This is a genomic window from Streptomyces sp. NBC_01450, assembly GCF_036227505.1.
Taxonomy (GTDB): Bacteria; Actinomycetota; Actinomycetes; order Streptomycetales; family Streptomycetaceae; genus Streptomyces.
On the sequence record NZ_CP109480.1, the window covers coordinates 9,685,699 to 9,707,041 of the forward strand.

Annotated in this window: 20 protein-coding genes and 1 riboswitch; of the genes, 9 read left to right on the top strand and 11 right to left on the bottom strand. The window is 69.4% G+C overall.

What is annotated here, in order from left to right:
• Positions 1-25: 25 nt before the first annotated feature.
• The 3 genes from OG568_RS43180 to OG568_RS43190 all read right to left on the bottom strand — a co-directional run bounded on the left by OG568_RS43180 (position 26) and on the right by OG568_RS43190 (position 4,231).
• Positions 26-1,783 carry an ABC transporter ATP-binding protein gene (locus OG568_RS43180; protein ID WP_329535481.1) on the bottom strand — a complete coding sequence of 586 codons (1,758 nt, stop codon included), beginning with the start codon at positions 1,781-1,783 and terminating at the stop codon, positions 26-28.
• A complete protein-coding gene (locus tag OG568_RS43185) occupies positions 1,780-3,498 on the bottom strand; it encodes an ABC transporter ATP-binding protein (protein WP_329535482.1) in 1,719 nt (572 codons plus the stop codon). Before OG568_RS43185 ends, OG568_RS43180 begins: the two co-directional genes overlap by 4 nt.
• Positions 3,499-3,559: 61 nt before the next feature.
• Positions 3,560-4,231, bottom strand: a complete 672-nt coding sequence (locus OG568_RS43190) for a N,N-dimethylformamidase beta subunit family domain-containing protein (RefSeq protein WP_329536605.1) — start codon at positions 4,229-4,231, stop codon at positions 3,560-3,562.
• Between OG568_RS43190 and OG568_RS43195 the strand changes: the two genes are divergently transcribed.
• Positions 4,227-5,198 carry a hypothetical protein gene (locus OG568_RS43195; protein WP_329535483.1) on the top strand — a complete coding sequence of 324 codons (972 nt, stop codon included), beginning with the start codon at positions 4,227-4,229 and terminating at the stop codon, positions 5,196-5,198. The two genes, OG568_RS43190 and OG568_RS43195, sit on opposite strands and share 5 nt — an antisense overlap.
• A gap of 40 nt (positions 5,199-5,238) precedes the next feature.
• On the opposite strand, the gene OG568_RS43200 is transcribed toward OG568_RS43195, so the two are convergent.
• Positions 5,239-5,835: an SMI1/KNR4 family protein gene (locus OG568_RS43200; protein WP_329535484.1), complete on the bottom strand. Its 597-nt coding sequence runs from the start codon at positions 5,833-5,835 to the stop codon at positions 5,239-5,241.
• A gap of 263 nt (positions 5,836-6,098) precedes the next feature.
• Between OG568_RS43200 and OG568_RS43205 the strand changes: the two genes are divergently transcribed.
• Positions 6,099-8,447, top strand: a complete 2,349-nt coding sequence (locus OG568_RS43205) for a GH92 family glycosyl hydrolase (RefSeq protein WP_329535485.1) — start codon at positions 6,099-6,101, stop codon at positions 8,445-8,447.
• A 161-nt stretch (positions 8,448-8,608) separates the two neighbouring features.
• On the opposite strand, the gene OG568_RS43210 is transcribed toward OG568_RS43205, so the two are convergent.
• Entirely contained in the window at positions 8,609-9,022 is a 414-nt protein-coding gene (locus tag OG568_RS43210) for a peptidoglycan-binding domain-containing protein (protein WP_329535486.1), read from the bottom strand.
• A gap of 321 nt (positions 9,023-9,343) precedes the next feature.
• On the opposite strand from OG568_RS43210, the gene OG568_RS43215 reads away from it, so the two are divergent.
• Positions 9,344-10,228 carry a helix-turn-helix domain-containing protein gene (locus OG568_RS43215; protein ID WP_329535487.1) on the top strand — a complete coding sequence of 295 codons (885 nt, stop codon included), beginning with the start codon at positions 9,344-9,346 and terminating at the stop codon, positions 10,226-10,228.
• A gap of 119 nt (positions 10,229-10,347) precedes the next feature.
• Positions 10,348-11,130: a DUF2690 domain-containing protein gene (locus OG568_RS43220; RefSeq protein ID WP_443077821.1), complete on the top strand. Its 783-nt coding sequence runs from the start codon at positions 10,348-10,350 to the stop codon at positions 11,128-11,130.
• A 70-nt stretch (positions 11,131-11,200) separates the two neighbouring features.
• Here the strand turns inward: OG568_RS43220 and OG568_RS43225 are convergent, their stop codons facing one another.
• From OG568_RS43225 to OG568_RS43245, 5 genes are all read right to left on the bottom strand, one after another.
• Positions 11,201-11,599 carry a VOC family protein gene (locus tag OG568_RS43225; RefSeq protein ID WP_329535489.1) on the bottom strand — a complete coding sequence of 133 codons (399 nt, stop codon included), beginning with the start codon at positions 11,597-11,599 and terminating at the stop codon, positions 11,201-11,203.
• A gap of 38 nt (positions 11,600-11,637) precedes the next feature.
• Positions 11,638-12,093, bottom strand: coding sequence for an RpiB/LacA/LacB family sugar-phosphate isomerase (locus OG568_RS43230; RefSeq protein WP_329535490.1), 456 nt, complete (start codon positions 12,091-12,093; stop codon positions 11,638-11,640).
• A 68-nt stretch (positions 12,094-12,161) separates the two neighbouring features.
• Positions 12,162-12,950 (bottom strand): SDR family NAD(P)-dependent oxidoreductase, encoded by a 789-nt coding sequence (locus OG568_RS43235; RefSeq protein WP_329535491.1) that lies wholly within the window; start codon positions 12,948-12,950, stop codon positions 12,162-12,164.
• 14 nt (positions 12,951-12,964) lie between these two features.
• Positions 12,965-14,113 carry an acyl-CoA dehydrogenase family protein gene (locus tag OG568_RS43240; RefSeq protein ID WP_329535492.1) on the bottom strand — a complete coding sequence of 383 codons (1,149 nt, stop codon included), beginning with the start codon at positions 14,111-14,113 and terminating at the stop codon, positions 12,965-12,967.
• Positions 14,114-14,126: 13 nt separating this feature from the next.
• The gene (locus OG568_RS43245) at positions 14,127-15,065 is read right to left on the bottom strand and encodes a 2-hydroxyacid dehydrogenase (protein WP_329535493.1); all 939 of its coding nucleotides are present in this window, start codon (positions 15,063-15,065) and stop codon (positions 14,127-14,129) included.
• Between the two features lie 876 nt (positions 15,066-15,941).
• Between OG568_RS43245 and OG568_RS43250 the strand changes: the two genes are divergently transcribed.
• The gene (locus OG568_RS43250; protein ID WP_329535494.1) at positions 15,942-16,190 is read left to right on the top strand and encodes a hypothetical protein; all 249 of its coding nucleotides are present in this window, start codon (positions 15,942-15,944) and stop codon (positions 16,188-16,190) included.
• A gap of 139 nt (positions 16,191-16,329) precedes the next feature.
• A complete protein-coding gene (locus OG568_RS43255; protein WP_329535495.1) occupies positions 16,330-17,217 on the top strand; it encodes a sugar phosphate isomerase/epimerase family protein in 888 nt (295 codons plus the stop codon).
• Between the two features lie 281 nt (positions 17,218-17,498).
• Here the strand turns inward: OG568_RS43255 and OG568_RS43260 are convergent, their stop codons facing one another.
• Positions 17,499-18,677, bottom strand: a complete 1,179-nt coding sequence (locus OG568_RS43260) for a phytanoyl-CoA dioxygenase family protein (RefSeq protein WP_329535496.1) — start codon at positions 18,675-18,677, stop codon at positions 17,499-17,501.
• Positions 18,678-18,785: 108 nt separating this feature from the next.
• Between OG568_RS43260 and OG568_RS43265 the strand changes: the two genes are divergently transcribed.
• From OG568_RS43265 to OG568_RS43275, 3 genes are all read left to right on the top strand, one after another.
• Positions 18,786-19,832 carry a LacI family DNA-binding transcriptional regulator gene (locus tag OG568_RS43265; RefSeq protein ID WP_329535497.1) on the top strand — a complete coding sequence of 349 codons (1,047 nt, stop codon included), beginning with the start codon at positions 18,786-18,788 and terminating at the stop codon, positions 19,830-19,832.
• Between the two features lie 197 nt (positions 19,833-20,029).
• A riboswitch (cobalamin riboswitch) is annotated at positions 20,030-20,178 on the top strand.
• A gap of 35 nt (positions 20,179-20,213) precedes the next feature.
• Positions 20,214-20,435, top strand: a complete 222-nt coding sequence (locus tag OG568_RS43270; protein ID WP_266417854.1) for a CbtB domain-containing protein — start codon at positions 20,214-20,216, stop codon at positions 20,433-20,435.
• 23 nt (positions 20,436-20,458) lie between these two features.
• A complete protein-coding gene (locus OG568_RS43275) occupies positions 20,459-21,211 on the top strand; it encodes a CbtA family protein (RefSeq protein WP_329535498.1) in 753 nt (250 codons plus the stop codon).
• Positions 21,212-21,343: the final 132 nt, after the last annotated feature.

Consider the following 21,343-nt stretch of genomic DNA (forward strand, 5'->3'; position numbering starts at 1 on the left):
GCGACGGCTGGGCTCCTGGGCCGGGTCAGGAAAGGGACTCGGCGTGGCCCTGCCAGGAGTTCCAGAGGCCGGCGTAGGTGCCGCCGTGTTCGAGCAGTTCCTGGTGCGTCCCCAACTCGCTGATCCGCCCCTCCTCCAGCACGGCGATGCGGTCGGCATCATGGGCCGTGTGCAGCCGGTGGGCGATGGCGATCACCGTGCGGCCCTCCAGCGCCGCGGCGAGGGACCGTTCCGCCTGCCGGGCGGCGTGCAGGTTGAGCAGGGCGGTGGCCTCGTCCAGGATCAGGGTGTGCGGATTCGCCAGGACCAGCCGGGCGAGGGCGACCTGCTGCGTCTGGGCAGGTGTCAGGGCGTTGCCATGGAGGCTGATCCGGGTGTCGAGTCCGAACGGCTCGGCCCACTGCCAGGCGTCAACCGCGGTCAGCGCCGCCAAGATCTCCTCGTCGGTCGCGGCGGATTTGGCGATCACCAAGTTGTCCCGCAACGAACCGTCGAAGACGTGGTGGTCCTGGGCCACGATGGCGACCTTGCCGCGCAGTTCTTCCAGTGCCATCTCCGCGAGGGGCAGGCCCCCGAAGGTGATCGTACCGGTGCGGGGCCGGTGGATCCCCGCGAGCAGTTGGCCGAGAGTGGACTTGCCCGAGCCCGAGGGACCGACGAGGGCCAGCCGCTCTCCTTTCACCACGTCGAGATCGATGCCGTGCAGCACGTCGACGCCCGGCCGGTACGCGTACCGCACGTCCCGTATGGCCAGCCAGTTCCCGTTCCCAGCGCTGTGCGGCACGGGCGCGCAGGTGTCCGGGGCGGTCGGCGGGGCCGACTCGGCGATGCCGAGCAGCCGGGCGAGTGCGACGCCCGACATCTGGAGCTCGTTGAGCCAGAACAGCAGGGTGTCGACCGGCCCGAGAAGCTGCTGGATGTACAGGGTGGCCGCGGTCACCGCGGCCAGCGTGACCATCCCGTGGATGTAGAAGAGGCCACCGACGACCAGGGTGATCGCCACGGGCAGGACGTAGGTCGTGTCGCAGATCGGGAGGAACACGTTGCGCAGGCGCAGGGTGTAACGCTCGGCGGCGTAGGACTCGGCGATGTCCTGGTCCACCCGTTCGAGCCGGCGATGTGTGAGCCGGAGAGCCTCCACCGTGTGAGCGCCCTCGACCGTCTCGGTCAGGCCCTCGGTGAGCTGCGAGTACGACGCGCTCTGCCGTACGTGACCGGCGCGGGCCCGGGCCAGGTACCACTTGGAGGCCGCGACCAGGATGGGCACGGAGACAAGGCAGGGCAGCACGAGCAGCGGGCTGATCAGGATCAGGGCACCGAGGGAGACGGCGATCGTCAGCAGGGCGATCAGCGTTTCCGGGATCGCGTGCCGGACGGTGGTGGACAACGTGCCCACGTCCCGCGTGGTACGGGTCACCAGATCGCCGCGGTCGGCGTTCTCGACGGTGTTCAGGTCCAGGGCGAGCATGTCGCGGACGAACTCCTGGCGCAGTTCCCCGAGGACGCGTTCACCCAGTACGGCCGCCGCATACATCGCGAACCTGATGAGCGTCGCCTGTGTGACGCAGGCCAGGCAGATCAGCAGCACATAGTGGGTGATGTCGTTCCGGCCGCGGGCCACCGAGGCGACCAGATCGCCCAGCAGCCACGGCACGGCGAGTCCGGTCGCCGCCGCAAGCGCGTTCACGGCGACGACACCGGCCAGGCCCCGTGGATGGCGCGCGGCGATCCGCCTGGCGTGAGCGCGGACTTCCTTCGCCGACGCGACCGGCAGCGCGTTCACGCAGTCCCCATTTCCCGTGTGACGAGCGAGCGGTACCGCGCGTCCTCCAGCATCTGATGGTGTGGGCCCTCGGTGACCACCTTGCCGTCCTCGACATAGCTCACCCGGTCCGCCTGCCGGAGCAGCATCGTGCTCGTGGTGAAGACGATCGTGGACCGGCCCTTACGGGTCTGCCGCAGATGGGCCGCCATCCGGGCCTCGGTGTGGGCGTCCACGGCGCTGGTGGGGTCGACCAGGATCAGCACCTCCGGATCTGCCATCAACGCCCTCGCCAGGCGCAGCCTCTGCAACTGGCCGCCGGAGAACTGCCGTCCGCCGCTCTCGACGGCGGCATCGAGACCGCCGGGCAGCGCTTCGACGACATCGGAGGCGCAAGCGTGGTCGATCGCCGCGGGCAGGCTGTCCTGCGAACCCTCGCCCAGGTCGTACGGGTCGAGTTCTGCGCGCAGCGGTCCCGCGAAGAACCGGGCGTCGTTCCTGGTGACGAGTATGCGGCGGCGGACCGTCCCGAGCGGCAGGGAGTCCAGCCGCCGCCCGTGGTAGACGGCCTCCGAGTCCGTGTAGCGGCCCAGCCGCTCGGCCAGCATGCCCGCATCTGCCGGGGAGGCGCAGGCGACGGCGGTGAGACCGCCGGGAGGCGCCTTGACGCCCGACACCGGATCGACCAGGAGGCCAGGGCGGGTCGGCACATCGGTGCCGGTTTCGCTGGGTCCGAGCGGCAACTCGGGTTCCAGGCGCAGCAGCCGCGTGACGTACTCGGCCGACACCTGGGCCTTCATCAGATGACTGACGGCCAGAGTCAGGCGGCGCAGCGGCACCGCCAGGAAAGTCGCGTACCCGTAGAAGGCGACCAGCTGGCCCGCGGTCAGCCGGTCCGCCAGGACCTGGTGGGCACCGAGTCCCACCACCAGGACGACGAGCATGCCGGGCAGCAGCGACTTGGCTCCGTCCAGCACCGAATCGAGCTGCGCCACCCGTACCGCGGCGTGTCGTGTGGACTGGGACCTCTCCAGGTACCGGCGCTCGATCACCCGCTCGCCCCCGATGCCGCGCAGCACCCGCAGGCCGTGGACGATGTCGATGGCCTGGTCGGTCAGCGCGCGCTGTCGCTCGTGGTATGTCTCCTGGCGGCGATGCAGGGGCCGGATCAGCTGTGTGGTGATCCAGAGCATGACCGGTACGCCGACCAGGACGACGAGACCGATCCGCCACGACGCGAGCAGCATCACCGAGGCGACGGCGACGATCGAGGCGGCGGCGCCCACGCCCCGCGTGGCGACCTCCATGGCGGTGCCGATCTGCGTCATGTCCGAGACGCTGACGTTCACCATGTCGCCCGTGGACACCCTCTTGGACAAGCCGGCGCCCAGACGGCAGGCGTGCCGGGTGACGAACTGCATCGTCTGGTACCCGGCGCCGATCTTCACCTCCAGCGCGAAGCGGTCCTGGAGCGCGCTCCCCAGCGCCTGGACGACGCCCAGCGCCAGCACAGCCGTTCCCCACCACACCAAGGCGGTCGTGTCACGCGCGGTGACGCCCTCGTCGATGGCCTTGCCGACGATCGCGGGGGACAGCCCTTGCGCGACCGTCCAGACGACGGCGAACACCGAGCCCAGGACGATCGACCGGAGGTGGTCCTTGGCGAGCCACAGCAGATACCCGCGGGCACTGCGGATGTCGGGCGATCCAGGATCACGGTCGGGGAAGCTGCGCATGGTGGCACCTGTTTCGCGACGTCAGGGGAGCGGGGAGTGGGCGCGTCTGCCGACGGTACGCTCAAACGCCGTGTACTCCGGCGGCGTCGAGCACGTTACGCGTGAGCCGGTCCACCGCCGGGTGGTGCAGGTGCCGGGGCCAGTCCGTGGTGCCCCCGTTGAAGATCAGCGCGTCCCCGTGGCGGTGGTAGGCGATCGTGGCGCACCGCGGCGACCGAAGGTGCGGCTCCCGCGGGTCCGAGTACCAGTGCGCGGGCGGCGCGTCGGCCAGCGGAGCGTACGCGAGGACCACCAGGCCGTCGGGTACGTCTTCGACGCCGGTAGGCTGCCAGGGCCGACCGGGCTCGTAGGCGTGGCCGTTGACCTCGTACCCCGCCAGATCGGTCAGTTCGGCGAACGCCGCCAGGTCGACTCCGTCGAGCAGAGCGTCGCCGTCCGGCCGGAACTCGTACGACGCGGCTGGCCGACCCGCCAGCCAACTCGCGCCGCCGTGGCGGAAGCTGAGCCCGATCAGTGACGCCTCCGGGCGGTCGGTGCGCCACCAGAGGTCGCCGACCACGGGGTTGGCCTCGTCCTTGGCCACGCGCAGCTCGCCGTCGCGCACTTCGGTACGCCACCAGCAGGTGTTGCCGCCGAACACCAGGACGTTGCCGCCGCCGGCCACGAACTCCTCCGTTCGCTCCCGGCATTCGGTCGTCCAGTACTCGTCGTGGCCGGCCGATTTCGCGTTGATTCAGCTCGCCATCAACAAGCACCTGTGCGAATCCCAGTGCACGCCCGTCGAGGCAAGCGCGAGCGCGTGGAAGGGAAGCACCACTTGGACGGCCGGCGACACCCACGAGGCTTCCATCACCTCGTCCTACATCTGGGACACCTCCACCAGCGGCAAGACCTACTTCTTCCACCCGGACGTCCAGATCGACGGCGACGAGTACCCGTCGGACGGCAGCCTCCAGTACCAGACCACCGGTTACCAGTGGAGCCTGAGCACATCTAGGGCGACCGACCTCGACACGGTCCGCTGCGACACCGACGTCGACACCACCGGAGGCTGTGTCTTCCCCAACTACGCTCCCACCTACACCTTCAACGCGGCCAGGTACCCGCAGGCCGCCGCGCACGCCTGGTTGATCCAGACCTTCACACCCAAGAGCCCCGGATCCAAGGCGGTCGGGACGCCGCTGTACTACCTGGGCGACACCACCAAGTCCGACCGGAACCGGGACCGCATGTGCCCGACCGGATGGGCGGCCGACAACGGCGACACCAGCGCTCTGGACGGGCCCACCGATGTGCGGCTCAACTGCGACGAGTTCCCCTTCGGCGCCAGCTACAACAGCGGCGGCATGAGCGCCGATGAAGGCGGGATCAACCCGGCCGTCCCCGATGACAGCACCTCCGGAGTGCCGAGCGGAGCGGCCTGTGTCCAGACCTACGCCACGCTGGTCGACGGCACCATGCACGTGTACAACCTCAACGGGACCGTGCCGAGCTGGACCGAGGTCTGCGGGCGCTCGGCCATGTCCGACCGGGACAACCAGGGCTCCATGTCGGTCTTCGGCGGGGCCTACGGGTTCAGCAAGAAGATGCGTCTCATGGACAAGGACGCCTACTGGCTCAACACCGCCATGAGCGGACACTGTGCTTCGGCGAACGCCAACTCGACGTCCGTCAAGTGCACGATGTCGGCGACCAACTGACCTGTGGGGCCGCCCCTTTTGGGGCGGCCTCACACCGATGTCACTCCTCGCGCCATCTGAGAGACCCGTTCACCACCCGCGGGCGCAGAACATCCCAGCTGCCGCGGTCCATTCCGTCGGCGAACGACCTCAACAGCTCGCCCAGAGAAGTCGTCGGATCGGTCTCGTTCGGACTCACTTCGGCATAGCGCAGCACTCGGAATCCGGAAGACCCGGAGGCATCCAGGGCATAGCCGTAGTAGGCGCCTTCAAAGTCCCAGATGACCGGGATCAAGTGGGGCTGCCAGTAGCCCTCGGCCTCCTGTGCCAGGTCCAGCAGCCGGGCGCGCGTCTCGACGATCTCCTCGCAGCCCAGGAGCACCTTGCTGAACGGGAAGATCGCCGAATCCACGTGATTGACCGGTACCACACGTCCGTTGGGGAGGGTCTGAGTAGTGTCTTTCGCGCCGCTGCCGTTGTTCGTCCGCAGCAGCGCCTCGAGCACATCGGGCACCTCGAACCCCAGCGCGTCGCGCAGGCCCGCGATGTCCTCGTCCGTCGCCGGACCGCGCAGCGCCTCCGCTGTGGACGGCGCGTTGGCCGTGATCCAGCGTGCGATTCGCCCCCAGGCCGCCCGCACTTCTTCGATCTCGGACACTCCGGCTACACCGCCTTGGTCTTGATTCAGGACTGTTCGGCGGCGCCGCACACACCATCGGCGTACCACCTGGTTCGCTGCGCCAGATGCTCGTGGCCTTACAGCGGCGCCGTTTCGCGCGGCCTGACTATAGCCGCAGACAGGACGGAGTCAGCCGACGGCCCGGCAGACGCCGGTACTTGACGATTACGTGTACACGACGAAGAATGATCGCGCTCCGTGCTTGACAACGTTGTCTAGGCTTCGAGGAGGCATTCCCGCCCATGAGATGGACTCAACGACTACGCGATGCGGGGTTGGTGGTGGCGACCGCCGTCCTCCTCGGCGGCTCCCTCGCGGTTCCGGCGGCTCGCGCGGCCGTCCCGCCGAGCGCCCCGCTCACCGATCTGGTCAACCCGTTCATCGGAACGGAGAACGAAGGCAACACCTACCCCGGCGCAGCCGTGCCCTTCGGCATGGTGCAGTTCTCGCCGGACACCGGCCACAACACCGGCTACGACTACTCCCAGAACCACATCCGCGGCTTCTCCCTCGTCCACCTCTCGGGCGTCGGCTGCGGCCTGGGCGGCGACCTGCCCGTGCTGCCGACCACGGGTGACGTCACCGAGACGGACTACGCCAAGTACGAGGCGGAGTTCAGCCACGACAGCGAGCGGGCGAGCCCCGGCTCGTACCGGGTCGACCTGAAGACCGGCGTCGAGGCCGAGCTGACCGCGACCGCCCGGACCGGGGTGCAGCGCTACACCTTCCCGGCCACGGACAAGGCCAACGTCCTGCTCAACGCGGGTCAGTCGCTGCACAGGACGATCTCCACCAAGGTCGAGATCCTCGACAACCGCACGGTGCGCACCGCCATCACCGGCAGCGGCTTCTGCCAGGACACCAAGCCGTACACCGTCTACACGGTCACCCGCTTCGACCGCCCGTTCACCACTTCGGGCACCTGGAACGGCGACACCGTCACCGAGGGTTCCAAGGAATCCGTGAGCGCGGGACGCAACGGCGCCTTCGTCCGTTTCGACACGACCAAGGACCGGACGGTCGAAGCGACCACCGCGCTCTCGTACGTGGACGCCCGCGGCGCCGCCCTCAACCTCCGCTCGGAGGGGGGCCGTTCGTTCGACGCCGTGCGGAGCCAGGCGCACCGCACGTGGGAGGACCGGCTCGACGACGTACGCGCCCAGGGCGGCGGAGACACCCTGCGCCGCACGTTCTACTCGTCGCTCTACCGGTCCTTCCTCGCGCCCAACATCGGCAGCGACGCCGACGGTCGCTACACCGGCTGGGACCAGCGGGTCCACCGCGCACAGGGCTTCACCTACTACCAGAACTGGTCGCTGTGGGACACCTACCGCACCCAGTCGCAGCTTCTCTCCCTGCTCGCGCCGCGTGAGGCCAGGGACATGGCGATCTCCGTCATCAAGATCGACGAGGACAGCGGCTGGCTGCCCAAGTGGGGCTACGGCACGGTCGAGACGAACATCATGACCGGCGACCCGGTCACCCCGTTCCTGACCAACGCCTACCAGCAGGGCCTGCTCAAGGGATACGAGGAACGGGCCTACCGCGCTCTGAAGAAGAACGCCGACGGCGTGCCGCCCGCCGATTCGCCCGCGGTGGGCCGCGAAGCCAACAAGGAGTACATCGCGAACGGCTTCGCGCCCTACGTCAAGGACCGCCCGCACGCGAAGCCCGGCGACTCGGACTACGACCACGGAGCCTCCGCGACCCTGGAGTACGCCCTGTCGGACGCCATGCTCGGCGCGATGGCACGGGATCTGGGACACGACGCGGACGCCGCACGCTATGCCGCACGGTCCCAGAACTACCGGAAGATCTACGACGGTACGACCGGCTTCTTCCGCGCGCGGGATGCCTCCGGCACCTTCACCGGACCGGCGGACCCGGCCCTGAGCGAGGGCTTCCACGAGGGCACGTCCTGGCAGTACCAGTGGCTCGTGCCGCAGGACCTGCCGGGCATGGTCGACCTGATCGGCGGCAAGCAGACGGCCAACGACCGGCTCGACTCGTTCTTCGCGTACGAGCAGCTTCTGAAGGACCCCGCGAAGACCGCACGAGAGGTGTGGGTCAACGGCCCGTACGACTACTACAACGCGGACAAGTACAACCCGCAGAACGAGCCCGACCTGATCGCCCCGTACACGTATCTGTCGACCGGTCAGCCGTGGAAGACGACCGATGTGGTGCACGCCGCGCTGACCTTGTTCACGGACGCGCCGACCGGCATGACCGGCAACGACGACCTCGGCACGATGTCCGCCTGGAACGTGCTCTCGTCCATCGGGATCTTCCCGGTACAGCCCGGCTACGACACCTGGGGCCTGTCGACGCCCGTCTTCGAGCGGGTCGATCTGACGCTCGACCGGCGCTACTACCCTCGGGGCGCCCTGACCGTGACGGCGACGGGCACCTCGGACCGTGACCGGTACATCCAGTCGGCGAGGGTCGACGGTTCCTCCTACGGCCGTACGTATCTGACGACCGAGTCGCTCCGAGGCCTGCGGTCGCTCTCCTTCACCGTCGGCGCCGAACCGTCCGGCTGGGGGACGTCCGCCGACGCCGCCCCGCCCGCCCTGGGACCTACGCGGTGACGCGGTCGCGGCGATCGCCCGTGCGCCGGCGCGTCGCGCCACCCCCTCGGGTGCGACGCGGGTAGGGAGGTGGTCCTGGCCGAGGGTGACCTGTGGCGAGAACGGGATGTGGAGGGAGCGAGCCCGGGCTCGGGATCCGGGCTCGCTCTTCTCCGCGTGGCTCAGTACCGCAGCCACTTCCAGGTCGCCGGCCCGACAACGCCGTCGACGCTGATGTGCGCGTGCTGGTTGTGATTCACGCGGCGCTGGAACTCGCGCACGGCCGCCGTGGTGCCGGGTCCGTATTTCCCGTCCACGGAGAGCCGCTTTCCCTTGGGCGTCTTCCAGTGGTACTTCAGCAGGCACTGGGCTTCCTTCACCGCGTTGCCCCTGGAACCGTACTTGAGCGTCTTGTGGCCGCTGTAGTAGCCGCAGGTCCATGTGTCCTGACTGCTCGGCGCCTGCGTGACACCGACCGCGTGAGCGGTTGCGTCCTGCGTCGAGGCCGCGAAGCTGCTGACTGCAGGGCCGACGGCGATGCCCGCGCCCAGGGCCGCAGTGGTGGCGGCCAGAGCGATGCGCTTGCGTGCGTTCATGTCCGGGTTCCTTCCCCGTGTGACGGAGGGCGGCGCGGGGTGGACCGTGCCGTCCGGTCGGTGGTGCGTCACCCAATCTGAGCCGTCGGCCCCCGCCCGGGCCAGGAATCCCTGCGAGGTGGCGCGTACGTGGGACGACTCACGCGCTGACCTGCGTCTTCGTAGTCGTCGCAGACGCCACCGTGGGACGGGGCCGCGCTCGGGGCGGGGCACTCGTACGGGTGTGGAATGTGCGAGGTCGTCGGCACGGGGGTTCGAGGCTGCCATTATCGGCGCAGGGGGTCTGCGGCCCCGGAGCATTCGACGCGTATGGGGTGGAGCATGCCGCGTTGGAAAGAGCTGCCCGACTCGCTCGACCCGCGGGTGCGGCAGTTGATCGTGCAGTTACGTCGGCTCAAGGACCGCAGCGGGCTCAGTCTGGCCTCGTTGCAGGACAAAACCGGCTACAGCAGGTCCTCCTGGGATCGCTATCTCAATGGGAGGAAGCTGCCGCCCCGGGCCGCGGTCCAGGAACTGGCCCGGGTGTGCGGTGCCGAACCGACCCCGCTGCTCGTGCTGCACGAGGTCGCCGAGTCGGCCTGGCAGCAGAACGTTCCGCCGGGGCGGGAAGGCCCGCGAGGGCAGGAGTCCGAAGAACAGCGGGAGCCCGAAGAACAGCAGGGGCCCGAAGTGCGGGGCACCGCACCGGAGTCGGCCCCACCGCCCCCGGCCGGCTCCGCCCCCGCGGGCCTTCCCGCCCCGGCGCGGCACGGGTGGCCGCGACGTCCGATCGTGCTGGCCGGTGCACTGCTGATCGCCCTGGTAGCTCTCGGGGCCGGGCTGGTAGCCCTTAACTCCTGGTGGGGCGATTCCACCCCCACCGCGACATCCCGGACGAACGGTGCCGTCGCGGGTTCCTGGGCGCCCGGGCAGACGTACTCATGCAAAGTCCGCCGGGTGCACGGGCGGCTCACGGCCGGGTACAGCCAGAGCGACAACGGCGAGTACCAGGAGTCGGCGCACGGCTGGCCGGTCGTCGAGGCGCAATGCCTGTTGACTGCGCGCGGGTTCAGCCCCGGTGGCGTCGACGGCGTGTTCGGACCGGCCACGGAGAGCGCTGTCAAGCGCTTCCAGTCGAAGCACCGGCAGGACCCCGGCCCCGATCAGCCGCCCCTGGCCGTCGACGGCATCATCGGCCCGCACACCTGGGGGGTGCTGCGGAAATGACCTCGGGAAACGGCGGTGGGAACAGCGCAGGCGAACGGCGGACGCCAGCCGCGGACGCACCGGAGTGTGTGCGTCTCGCGGAGGGGCTGCGGGAGCTCCGGGCTCGGACCGGCCTGAGCATGACGGAGCTCGCGCAGCGTACCCACTACAGCCGCTCCTCCTGGGAGCGTTATCTCAACGGCAAGGCGCTGCCCCCGCGGCAGGCCGTCGAGGCGTTGAGCGGCCTGGCTCGGCAGCCGGCGGGACGGTTGCTGGCCCTGTGGGAACTCGCCGAACTGGCCTGGAGCGGGCGCGCCTCCGGCGCCGCTTCGGCGCCGGGCTCGGCCACGCAGGGCCCGGCCGCCCCCAAGGCGGCGCCCAAGCCTGCTGTCCCCAAGGCCGCGTCCATGACTGCTGCCCCGGCCGGTGCCCCGTCTCGGTGGCGGTCCGGGCGCGGCCGTATGGTGGCGCTTCTCACCGCGGTGGTGTTGGTGGTCGCAGGCGTGCTGGTGAGTGTGGCGCTGGGCGGAGCGGGAGGGAGGCCGCGGGCCGACCGGAGCGGCCCGGCCTCATCGCCCGTCCCCGGCTGCCGGGGCAGCGGCTGCGAGGGCCGCGACCCCGAGTTGTGCGACCCGTCGGGCCGTGACGTCGCCTCCCACAGCGCCCCTTGGGGCGCCTGGGTGAAGATCCGGTACAGCCGGACGTGCGGCGCCGTATGGGCCGTTGTCTGGCACTCCAAGGTCGGCGATCAGCTGCGCATTTCGGTGCCGCCGGGAGACTCGGCGCCACGGAAGGTCGTCATCCAGGAATTCGACACCGAACGAATGGTGCCCACTCCGATGGCCGCCGCGCGTCGCGTCGAGGGGGCGCGGGCCTGCCTGGTGTCCGTGTCGAGCCATCGGGAGATGTGCTTCCAGGCTTGAGGGCCATGCTGATCCGGGGCGCTGACAGCCGCTTACGGCCTTCCGCTTCGGGTTCTGCGCCGTACCACCGTCACTCCTGCAGGTTCAGCTGCCAGGAGACGCCGAAGCGGTCGTTCACCCAGCCGAACTTGGCGCTGAAGCCGTACGAGCCCAGCGGCATGAGCTCCGTGCCCTGTTCAGCGAGGGCGCCATAGAGGCGGTCGAGCTCGGCCTCGGTGTCGCACTCGACGAACAGCGACACCGCCGGAGTGAACCCGAAGGCGTGCTTGACGTAACTGTCGATGCACATGAACCGCTGTCCGGCGAGGGAGAACGTGGCGCGCTTGACCGTGCCCGCCTCGCCGGGGCCGTCGGCGCCGTAGCGGGAGATGTCGACGACCTCTGCGTCCTCGAACAGCGACACGTAGAAGGTCAGCGCCTCCTCCGCCCTGCCCTCGAACATGAGGAAAGTGGTGATCTTCTGTGGCATCGAGGCCCCTCCTGGGCGGCGACGGGCTCTTGACCCGGTTACGGAGCGGTTCTGTCCAGGTCGAGTCGTCCCATGCGGGCCACGTTCTCCCGATCGTCGGCGTCCTCGCTGGCCTCGGCGGCGAACCAGGCGTCGAGGATCTCCCTGAGGAGAGGCTCGGACGTCAGCCGCAGGCTGAGTGCCAGTACGTTGGCGTCGTTCCAGCGACGTGCGCCGTCCGCCGTGTACGCGTCCGTGCACAGGGCCGCTCGTACGCCCGGCACCTTGTTCGCGGCGATCGACGCGCCCGTACCGGTCCAGCAGCATACGACCGCCTGGTCCGCTGTCCCGGTGGCGACCTCGCGGGCCGCCGCCTCCGAGCAGGCCGCCCACTGTGTGTCGTCCCCGGGGTGCAGTGCCCCGTGCGTCAGCACCTCGTGGCCGCGGCTGCGCAACTCCGTGACGAGGGAGCGGGCCACGGGTTCGTCCATGTCCGAGGAAACGGAGATCCGCATGCCCCGGAGACTACTCAGCGGACGAGGCGGATGCCATCTCCGAGTCCACGTTGGATCCACCCCGTTGATCAGCGCATGTGGGTACCGCCGTTGATGTCGAAGGTGGCGCCGGTGACGTAGCCGCCCTCCTCGCTCACCAGGTAGGCCACGAGGGCGGCGACCTCCGCCGGTCTGCCCAGGCGTCCCACGGGGATGCTTCGGGCCGCCTCGGACACCGCCGCCGCGCCCAGTTCGTCCACAGCCGGCGTAAGGACGGCGGCCGGTGCGACGGCGTTGACCGTCACGCCTTGAGCTGCCAGCTCCCTGGCGAACACCTTGGTGAGCGCCAGAACGCCGGCCTTGGCGGCTGAGTAGTGGGCGCCGGCGAGGGTTCCGCCCTGCTGGCCCGCCAGAGAGGCGAGGTTGACCACGCGCCCCCACCCCCGCCGCCGCATCTGCTGCGCGCACAGCCGGGTCAGGGCGAAGACGCTGCGCAGGTTGGTCGCCATGACGGCGTCCCACTCGTCCAGCCCGATGTCCCATACGGAGCCCGCCACGGTGCGCGCGGCGTTGTTGACCAGTACGTCGGGCGAGTGCCAGGTGTCGGCGACTTCGCGTACCGCCGCCTCCACCGCCTCGATGTCGTCCACGTCGACGCCGAGGGGCAGAGTCGTGCCGTTGTCGGGGTCCAGCTCGCGTGCCAGTCCCGCCACGGCGTCCGCGTCGCGGTCGAGCAGGGCTACCCGCAGTCCCAGCCGGTGCAACTCGGTGGCGATCGCCGCCCCGATTCCTCGCCCGGCTCCAGTGACCAGGGCCACCCGTGGCAACGACGGCTCCCCACTCGCGGTGCCCGTGTCCTCGGCTGTCGTGGTGCGCATGTCTCGGCTCCTCATCAGATGACCGGACTCGGCGGCAGTTTCGCCCCCAGGAGCGCGCGACCGTAGATCTCCTTACTTGTCTGGACGCTGAGCGCGGCGTGCCGCGATGCCGTCTCGATGTCGCGCCACGCTCTTTGGAGGTCCGAGCCGTCTGCGAAGCTGCCCGCGCCGGCGGTGTCGAGCAGGAGGCTCACGGCCTGGCGGGCACACCCCATGGCGTGGGCGGCGTCCATACGGAGCCGGGCCCGGTCGGCGAGCGCCGGGCGGTGGCCGGCGCGGGCCTCGGTGTCCACCTCGTCGGCGGCGCGGAGCAGGTGCAGGCGCGCGGTGTCGATGAGGACGGCAGCGTCCGCCACGTTCAGCTGGTGGGAAGGGGCTTCGGCGACCAGGTGGTACAGCGGTGAGACCGCCCGCTTGCCTTCGGTCGCGGCCTTCACCACCCGATCGAGGGTGGCTGCGGCGATGCCTACGGCGGTCGCCACGAGCGGCAGGTTGATGGAGAGGTGGAAGGTGATGCGCGGTTCGTCGGGATGACGTCGCCGATAGGAGCCGTTCGCCATGTCTGTGAGGGAGATGACGCGTGAGTCCGGCACATACACCCCTTCCGTCACCGCCATGTTGCTGCCCGTGCCTCGCATCCCCGCCATGTGCCATACGTCGTCGACCGTCAGGGCGGACGTGGGGACCAGGGCCATACCGCGCTCCGGGCCACCGCCTTCGTCGTCGGTCCAGGTGAAGCCGAGCAGAGTCCAGGGTGCGTGGTGGATGCCGGATATCCAGGGCCAGCGTCCGCTCAGTGTCCAGCCGTCGTCCGTACGGCGCGCTGTTCCGGACGGGTTGGCCGTACCGCAGACGAACGTGTCCGGGTCGTCTTTCCAGAGGGTCGCACGTTCGGCATCCGGGAGCTGGGAAGCAAAGAGGTTGCCGCCGTATGCGATGGCCACGATCCAGGAACTGGCGGCGCATCCGTGCGCCAGTTCCTCACACACCTCCACCGCGGTACGGACGTCCGCGCCATGACCGCCGTAAGCGGCGGGCGTGCCCAGCCGGAACATGCCGGACTGGCGAAGGGCGGTCACACTCGCGGTGGTGAGCCTGCGTTCGGCGTCCGTGCGTGCGGCTTCGTCGGCGAGGAGCGGAATCAGCGGCCGAACCGCTTCCAACGGGCTCCCCGCATCAGGGTGAAACAATGTTGTCAAGCTCCTCACCTGCGGCGAACCGCTTCAGTTGGCGTCGGATCAGTTCTTCGAGACGGCGCCACAACGAGGGAGTGAACGCGCCGACGTGCGGAGTGATCAGCACTCCGGGTGTCGCCCAAAGCGGGTGTCCCGCCGGGAGCGGCGCCGGATCGGTCACGTCGAGCGCGGCCAGCAGACGGCCGCTGTGCGCCTCCTCCAGCAGGGCGGTGGTGTCGACCACCGCCCCTCTGGACACGTTGACGAGGAGCGCGCCATCCTTCATGCGCGCCAGCAGGTCCGCGTCGAACAGTCGGCGGGTAGCGGGAGTCAGCGGGGTCGCCAACACCACGACGTCCGCCTCCGCGACGAGCCGGGGAAGGTGTGAGACGGAATGCACTGGACCACGGGGAGAATCCCGGTCGTCGCGTGCGACGCGGGTCACCGCGCAGCCGAAGGGGACCAGGAGATCCTCCAGGGCGGAGCCGATGGCGCCGTATCCGACGACGAGCACGGATCGCTCGTACAGGGACGGGAAAACGTTGGGCTTCCACACCCCGAGGTCCTGGGCATGGATGAACTCCGGCAGTCCCCGCAGCGAAGCGAGGATCAGCGTCAGAGCCAGCTCCGCCGTGCTCCGGGCGTGGACCCCTTGGGCGTTGCACAGGGTCACGTGGCCTGGTAGCCGACGCAGTTCGGCTCGCAGCTCGTCGGTGCCGGAGCTGAGAGCCTGGACCGCCTCGAGACGAGTCATGCGGGGGAGGGGCCTGCTGATGGTGCCGATGTCCTGAACCAGTGGCGGGACATAGAACTCCACTTCGGCTGGGTCCGACGGAAAGGCCGAAAGGCCGTCCCAGCGGGCGTAACGCAGTCCGGCGGGCAGGTCGGCGAGACTGGTGAACTGCGTGGGCAGCCATACCTGTCGGGGTTTCGCGGTCATGTCGACGTGTTTTGCCTTCAGTCCAGCTCCGCGGTTCGGGCCACAAGACACGCCGGCCGATACGCGGCCGTGTTGCCGCGGGAGCGGGTCGCGCGCGCTCAGGGATCTCACCGCGAGTGTCCGGTGATCATGGATCATTGACCCGGTGAATGCCTGGTCACCACCTCCAAGGATCGAGCCACAAGCAGTGACCGGACTCGTCGGCACCTTGTGACAGCGAAATGCGTGTGACAACGAGCACACCTTTGATTGGACGGTGTCCTCCTGATTGGACGGCGTCCTCCGCGAATGTGGCACCGCGTGATGAGGCCGGGCGCCGAGAGGCTCCGCCTCCCGGTGAGCGTGGATCCCCTTGCCCGGCGCGAGCGCGAGCAGCGACCCGCCGCCGACCGCCTTCGCGGCGGAGGGGTGGTGAATTCCTTGCGTGTCGCACGCCTGCCGGGCGGGCACCCGGCAGGATCTCCGGAAAGGTGCCAGGCCCCGCCGATAAGCCCCCGAAATGTCGCCAAAACCGTAAATCGGGGAAAGGGTTCCCCCCGGGCGAGCGCACTGGCAGCACAGGTGATGGAAAAAAGATGTGTCCAATGACGGGATAATGATGGGTTCTGCCCCTTCAGAAATGCCCTGGGGGCGGCCTAGCGTTGCGCCCAGGCGAACGGCCCGGCTGTTGGCCGAGCAGTTCTTCTTCGACCTTGGGAGAGGTCTTTCGAAGGTCCTTGGAGCTCCTCGCGGCTCCTTGGAGAAGCACGGACCAGCCTTGACGGTTCTGGAGGGAGAGGGCGATGGCGCCTGCGGAACTGCTTGTCGGAAGCCGATGGCCGGCGTCGGCGGGGTCGGGGCGGATCCGGGACCCTCGGACCCGTCGACACCGACACGGTGGGCCCCGTCCTCGGGGAGCGGGTCACGTTCGTCACCGATCCCTCGCCCGATGACCTGGCGGTCGCCGAGGGCGTCTTCGCCGTGGCCCCGCGCGTGACCAAGGGGCCGCGACCGCTGACCGACCCGGAGGCCACCCTGGCCGCCATGGAGTCGGGCCGGTCGTCGGGCGTCGGACCGGACGTGTCCCACCCCACCCCGAGCCGGCCCGACACCATCCGCTGTTCGTCCACCCCGATGTCGTCCTGACCCCTCATCTGATGGGCATGACGTGCCGGGCGATGACCCTGACCTTCGTCGACGCCGCCCGCGGTGTCGCGGGCGGCGTCGCGGGCCGCCCACCAGCCGCGGTCGCCAACCCCGAGTGGAACCACCGAAAGGCCACAGCATGACCACCTCACCCCTGAACAGGATCGCCGGCGCCCCCATCTCCTGGGGCGTGTGCGAAGTACCCGGCTGGGGCTACCAGTTGACGCCCGAACGGGTGCTGAACGAGATGCGCGAAGTCGGCCTGGCCGCCACCGAGATCGGCCCCGAAGGCTTCCTGCCCGGGGAGCCGGACGCCATGGCCCAGGTCCTCGCCGACCACGACCTCCACGCGGTCGGCGGCTTCACCCCGCTGCTGCTGCACGTGCCCGGACACGACCCGTTGCCCGAGGCCGAACAGCTCCTGGAGAGCTACGCCGCTTCGAAGGCCGAGGTTCTCGTCCTGTCGGCCGTCACCGGCCAGGACGGCTACGACTCGCGCCCCGAGCTCGACGCCGACGGCTGGAAGCTGCTGCTGTCCAACCTCGACCGGCTGGCCTCGCTGGCTGCCGAACGCGGCGTACGCGCCGTCCTGCACCCGCATGTCGGCACGATGATCGAGAACGGCGACGAGGTCCGACGCGTCCTGGAGCACTCGGCGATCTCGCTCTGCCTCGACACCGGGCACCTGCTCATCGGAGGCACCGACCCGGCCGAGCTCACCCGCCAGGCGCCCGAGCGTATCGCCCACACCCACATGAAGGACGTGGACGCCTCCCTCGCCGCCAAGGTCCAGTCCGGACAGCTCAGTTACACCGAGGCCGTGCGCAAGGGCATGTACCGCCCGTTGGGCGCGGGAGACGTGGACGTCCAGGCCATCGTCACCCACCTCAGCGCACGCGGCTACGACGGCTGGTACGTCCTGGAACAGGACACCATCCTGACCGAGGAGCCCAAGGCGAAGGGGCCGGTCGAGGATGTGTGGGCCAGCGCCGAACATCTGCGCGCGGTGCTGCGCGCGGTCGCGTAGCCGTATGCGGGCCTGATGGGTCCTTGATGTCTTCTGAGGGATTGACCGGCACGTGCGGGGCGTCCAAGAACGCCGAGGCGACTTGCTGTCTGTTCTTGTCGCCTGTTCTTGGCACTGCCATTCGTTGCGTGCCGGCGTCTTTTCCGAACATGAGGAATCCAGGAAACAGAAATGGCCGCTGACAAATTTCAGGCCCGCACAAGCCCGGGCCGACGCCCTGGATGCCGCCGTTGACGAGGACGACCCTGTCCTCGAGCAGTCCCATGAGCGCTGTGTCCTTTTCAGCTCCGGCGGCGCTTGGCGGCCGCCCGCAGTTCCTGGCGCAGCCGCTCGGGGTCCCAGTCCTCGGTGACGGCCTGCCAGACGGTGTCCGCCTGGGAGGGCGGGGCGAGACCGTCCACCGGCGGGTCGAGGTCGAGGTCGGTGGGGAAGGGGTAGCCCTCGGCGGTGGCCGCGATCACGCGGCGCAGCCAGTCCTCCGAGACGCCCTCGGACTTGCGGCTCAGCAGCACCGGGAACAGCGCGTTCGCCATCGCCTGGCGGTCCACCGTCTCCATGGCGCGGCCGAAGGCGGAGGAGATCTGCAACAGATTGGCCATGCGCCTGATGTCGGTCGAACGGTTGTGCCCGGCGGCGTGGAAGAGCGCCGGGTTGAAGAAGACCGCGTCGCCCTTTTCCAGGGGGAGTTGGACGTGGTGGGCGTCGAAGTACTCGACGAACCGCGGGAGTCGCCAGGCGAGATAGCCGGGCTCGAACTTCTGCGAGTGCGGAAGGTAGAGGGTGGGGCCGGACTCGACGGGCATGTCGCAGTGGGCCACCGCGCCCTGCAGGGTCAGGACCGGAGAGAGCCGGTGGACGTGCGCGGGATAGGCCGCCGCCCGCTCCTGGGAGAGGAAGCCGAGGTGGTAGTCGCGGTGGACGTTCTGCGCCGCGCCGCCCGGGTTGACCACGTTGACCTGTGAGGTGACCTGGTAGGCGGGACCCAGCCAGGCCTCGGCGATCAGCTCCAGAACGTCGTTGGCGTAGTAGTCGGCGAACACCTCGGGCGCCCGTACGGCCACCTTGTCCAAGGCGTTCCAGACGCGGTCGTTGGCGCCGGGCTTGGCGAAGTGGTCGCCGCGGGCCGTGCCGCTCGCGCGCTCCTCCTCGATCAGCGTGCGGAAGGCGTCCGATGCCCGGTCCACGACGGCCGCGTCCGGGAAGGCGCCCTTGAGGACCACGATGCCGGGCCCGTCCGACAGGGCCCGGACCAACTCGTCCTGCACGCTCCGACGACCCTCCGGGGAGCTCGCCAGAGAGCGGAGCCGATCGCTGTCGTAGAGCGGGACGTTCTGTTCGACCCGCTCGGCCGAGGGGTGGTCGGCGGGGTCGGTGCGCTGCTCCACGAGTGAGCGGAACACGTCGAGATCGCAGTCCGCCTCGGTCAACCAAGTGCGCGCTCCTGCGGTTACGGGAGACATCCGAGTCCTTTCGCAGTCCGTGCATTTCTGCCAGTCTTGAGAACCCGAACCCATCATTCAATGCTTATCGGTGCATCAAAAATCCATCAACGGCCTTTGGGGTCAGTCATGCGACACCGCTACCCGATCAGGGAAATCGCCCGGCAGGCCGGACTGGGCACGGCCACGGTCGACCGCGTCCTCAACCAGCGGGGCAACGTGACGGAGAGCACCATCAGGGAGGTGCACGAAGCCATCAAGGACCTGGACCGCCAGCAGAGCCAGGTCCGGCTCGGGGGCCGCACCTTCATGATCGACATCGTGATGCAGACCCCGGAGCGGTTCTCCACCGCGGTACGGGACGCACTCGAAGCCGAACTGCCCTCCCTGCATCCCGCACTCGTGCGCTCGCGCTTCCACTTCCGCGAGACTTGCCCTCCCGCCGAACTGATCGGAACCCTGGACAAGATCGCGAAGCGCGGTACGCGGGGTGTGATCCTCAAGGCCCCCGACGAACCGGAGATCGCGGCTGCGGTCGCCCGGCTGGCCGCGGCCGGCATCCCCGTCGTCACCCTGGTGACCGACCTGCCCCACAGCGCGCGCCTGGCGTACGTCGGCATCGACAACCGCGCGGCCGGCGCCACCGCCGCCTACCTCCTCGGACAGTGGCTGGGCAAACGGCCCGGCAACGTGCTCACCACCATCAGCCGGGGCTCCTTTCGAGGCGAGGAGGAACGCGAGATGGGCTTCCGTGGCGCGATGCGCCTCGCCGACCCCAGGCGATCCCTGGTGGAGGTCACCGACAGCGACGGCCTGGACGCCACCCAGCACGATCTCGTCCTGGAGGCGCTCGAGCGGGACGAGGACATCATCGCCGTCTACTCCGCGGGCGGGGGCAACCTCGCCACCCTCGGCGCCTTCGACGTACTCGGGCGGGAGTGCGCGGTGTTCATCGCCCACGACCTCGACCACGACAACACCCGCCTGCTGCGCGAGGGCCGCCTGTCCGCGGTCCTCCACCATGACCTGCGCCAGGACATGCGCCGCGCCTGCCAGATCATCATGCGCGCCCACAAGGCGCTGCCCGACGACGGCCCGTCGCTGCCCTCGGCGATCCAGGTGGTCACGCCGTTCAACATGCCACCAGGTGCTCCGTCCGTGCCGGTCGTCGACTGAAACCCGCTCCGAGCCTTCGCGCGGTCGGTGACGCTCGCGGCCCCCGCGGGCGGACAGCCTCCCGCGGAGGAGACGACTCCGCCGGACAGGTCCTGGCGGCCGGCCGAGTTCCGTCACCGTCGACCCGCTGTGCACACGGGATCGGCCACCCGGCGCGAGAGGAAGATCACCCCACGTGGCGCGGTCTTGGCCCCGTACCCGACACGCGGTACGGTCGGTGCGATATCGACGACGGCAAGACGGAAGCCGGTGGGAAACCGGCACGGTCGCGCCACTGTGAACGAGAAGCTCCAACCCGCTGGGACCTCTTGTGAGTCAGACCCGTAGCCGTCGTCCAGTGCACCACCGAGATGGGACGCGAACTCCCGAGGAGGTCCTGCCATGGCGCAGACCGTCGCCCAGCCGACAGCCACCACCCCCGTCGTTCCCGCCAAGCTGCCGCTCAAGGCGATAGCTCCGTGGGCGGTCTTCTTCGGCATTCTGATGCTCGTCCTGCTGTACTTCGTCGGCGCCGAACAGGGCGCCACCGCCGTCGTCTCCGGTGAGGACGTCCACGAGTGGGTGCACGACGCCCGCCACCTGCTCGGTTTCCCCTGCCACTGACCGAGGGGAACCCCAGCACCGTCATGAACTCCGCAACGGTAAGAAACCTTCTCGTGCGGGGCATGCTCGCCGGCCTCGGTGCCGGCCTGCTCGCCCTGCTCGCCGCCTACTTCCTCGGCGAGCCGAACGTCGACAGCGCGATCAGCTTCGAGGAAGCGCACTCCCACGAGCACGAGATGGAAGTCGTCTCCCGCTCCTTGCAGTCCACCGCCGGTCTCGCCACCGGCGTCCTGCTCTACGGCGTCGCCTTCGGCGGCATCGCGGCGCTCGCGTTCTGTTTCGCGCTCGGTCGCGTCGGCCGGTTCGGCCCGCGGGCGACCGCACTGCTGCTGTCCGGCTGCGCGCTGCTGGCCGTGTACGTCGTGCCCTTCCTGAAGTACCCGGCCAACCCGCCGTCGGTCGGCAACGCCGACACCATCGGCAAGCGGACCACGCTGTACTTCCTGATGATGCTGCTCAGCGTGCTCCTCGCGATCGCCGCCACCATCCTGGGCAAACGGCTGGCACCCAGGCTCGGCACCTGGTACGCCACCGTCTCCGCGGTGGCCGCCTTCGCCGTCGTGATCGGTCTGGCGTATGCCTTCCTGCCGGTCATCAATGAGGTGCCGAAGGACTTCCCCGCCACCCTGCTGTGGCGGTTCCGTCTCTCCGCGCTGGCCATCCAGACCGTCCTGTGGGGCGGATTCGGCCTGGTCTTCGGCGAGTTGGCCGAGCGGTTGCTGAATCCCAAGCCGGTGACGGCCACCGCGAGCCGGTCGGTCGCCGTCCCCAACTGACATGACCCGACACACGAGTGAGGGCCCACGGAACCTTCCGGGGGCCCTCTCGCGTTTTCCGGTGTCGCCGACGGAGCCAAGGGGCCGGAGTTGGAGCCGGACTCGGAGTTGGACGTCGATGCGGATGCCGGC